Origin of the sequence: Methanoculleus sp. UBA413, from assembly GCF_002502935.1 — an archaeon.
Classification (GTDB): domain Archaea; phylum Halobacteriota; class Methanomicrobia; order Methanomicrobiales; family Methanoculleaceae; genus Methanoculleus; species Methanoculleus bourgensis.
Genome location: NZ_DAQR01000067.1, coordinates 21,697 through 23,612, shown reverse-complemented (window position 1 = coordinate 23,612; position 1,916 = coordinate 21,697). Strand labels below are relative to the sequence as shown.

The window sequence follows — 1,916 nt, the reverse complement described above, 5'->3', positions numbered from 1 at the left end:
CCGACCACCGTGGTGGGCAGGAGCCTGCTCATCAGTCTCATGGAGTCAGTCTATGTCGGTCACGCGGAAAGAGTACTGCCTCGCGGATGTTCCCAAGACCGAGCATCGTCATCACCAGGCGCTCGATACCGAGTCCCCACCCGGCGTGCGGGGGCATGCCGTAGCGGAACGCTTTTAAGTAGAACTCGAAGGCCTCGGGCGCAAGACCCTTCGCGCGGATCCGCTCCACCAGGAGGTCGTGATCGTGGATACGCTGGGCGCCGGAGGAGAGTTCCATCCTGGGGTGCATCAGGTCAAACGCCTTGCAGAGCTCGGGCTTATCAGGGTAGGGCATCGCGTAGTAGGGCCTGATCTCGGTCGGCCAGTCGACAACGAAGTAGTGCTGGCCGATCTCATCACCGATCGCCCGCTCGGCCGCCGGGGAGAGGTCGTCGCCGAAGGCGAGTTTCTCCTCGATGGTCGCATTCGCGATCTCGATCGCCTCAGCGTAGGGGATCCTCGGGAAGGGCTTCTCCGGGACCGCGAGGTCGACGCCCAGTTCCGCCAGGTGCTCGCCGCAGGTCTTCGCGACAGCCTCGTAGACGTAGACGATCAGGTCTTCGAGGAGTTCCATGACGTCGTTATGGTCGGCAAACGAAGCCTCCACGTCAAGCGACGTGGCCTCGTTGAGGTGCCGGACGGTGTTGTGCTCCTCGGCGCGGAAGATGGGGCCGATCTCAAAGACTTTCTCGAAACCCGCCGCCATCATCATCTGCTTGTAGAGCTGGGGGCTCTGGTTCATGAACGCCTCTTTCTCGAAGTAGGCGATCGGGAAGAGTTCGGTACCACCCTCGGTGGCGGCGGCGACGATCTTCGGGGTGGTGATATTGATGTAGCCCCGGGAGTGGAGGAACTCGGTCGCGGCACAGGTCACCACCGAGCGGATGGCAAAGATTGCGCGGACACGCGGTTTTCTCACGTCCAGGAACCGGGAGTCGATCCGGGTGTCCATCTCGGCAGGCACCTTCTCGGCAACATCGAGCGGGAGCGGGCTTTCTGCGACGCTGATGATCTCGAGTTCTTCAGGGACGATCTCGCGTCCCCCGGGTGCTTTCTCGATCGCTTTGACCTTGCCCTGGACCCTGACCACGGACTCCCGTGAGACGTCCCGGGCTGCCTCGACGATCTCGGCCGGGACTTTCTTCTTCGGGATGGTCACCTGGATGATGCCGGTCCGGTCGCGGATCAGGAAGAACGTCAGTCCTCCGAGATCGCGGACCTCGTGTACCCAGCCGATAATTTCAGCAGATTCGGATTCCGGGGTTACGGCCCGTATTGGTAGACGCATATTAAATACCTGGGTACAATGTGGGCCCCGGGAGGTATTTTGTTTTACGCTCCTGCCCTGGAAGGCGCTCTTCCGGTCGTCCGGAAGAGGCCGGAACCGGGCATCCGCGGGAAGAATCGTATGCGGCGCCGCGACTCCGCAAACCCCCACCCAGGGAGGGGCGGGCGCTTGGGTCTCTATCGTGCAAAAAAGATGGATGCCGGGGTTCTCAGAGGAAGACTGCCGCGGCGATGACTGTTGTCCAGCGGCCGTCCATGACCCCTTCCGCCGACTGGCAGGTATGGGTCGTGCTGATGATCCGGCCGCTGGCCTTGTAGATCTGTTCCCGCTCCTGCCATGCCCGGTCAGGATCGAACTCGATGCCGAGCGTGGTGGCGAGCATGGTTGCCGCGAGGTCTTCGGCGTACTCGCCCGAGACCTCTGCCGTCTCTCCGAAAGCATGGTGCTCGGAGAGGTAGCCGTAGGTGTTGCTCTCCTTCGGCATCGCGTGGCCTATGGCGGCAGAGACAAGCCTGCTCGGTTCATTGGTCTCATTCCGGGCCATGACGACGTAGACAATACTGCCTGGCGAGAGGTGCGTTAAGCCCTC

General features: G+C 62.1%; 2 protein-coding genes. Both read right to left on the bottom strand.

The window, feature by feature from the left end:
- Positions 1-37: 37 nt before the first annotated feature.
- Positions 38-1,327, bottom strand: a complete 1,290-nt coding sequence (aspS, locus tag BP858_RS05320; RefSeq protein ID WP_286879037.1) for an aspartate--tRNA(Asn) ligase — start codon at positions 1,325-1,327, stop codon at positions 38-40.
- Between the two features lie 208 nt (positions 1,328-1,535).
- On the bottom strand, positions 1,536-1,916 hold a 381-nt coding region (locus BP858_RS05315), incomplete at its 5' end, for a pyruvoyl-dependent arginine decarboxylase (RefSeq protein ID WP_286879036.1).

Excerpts from the sequence above, each read along its gene's own strand:
- aspS (WP_286879037.1), bottom strand. The coding sequence starts at position 1,327 with ATGCGTCTACCAATACGGGCCGTAACCCCGGAATCCGAATCTGCTGAA.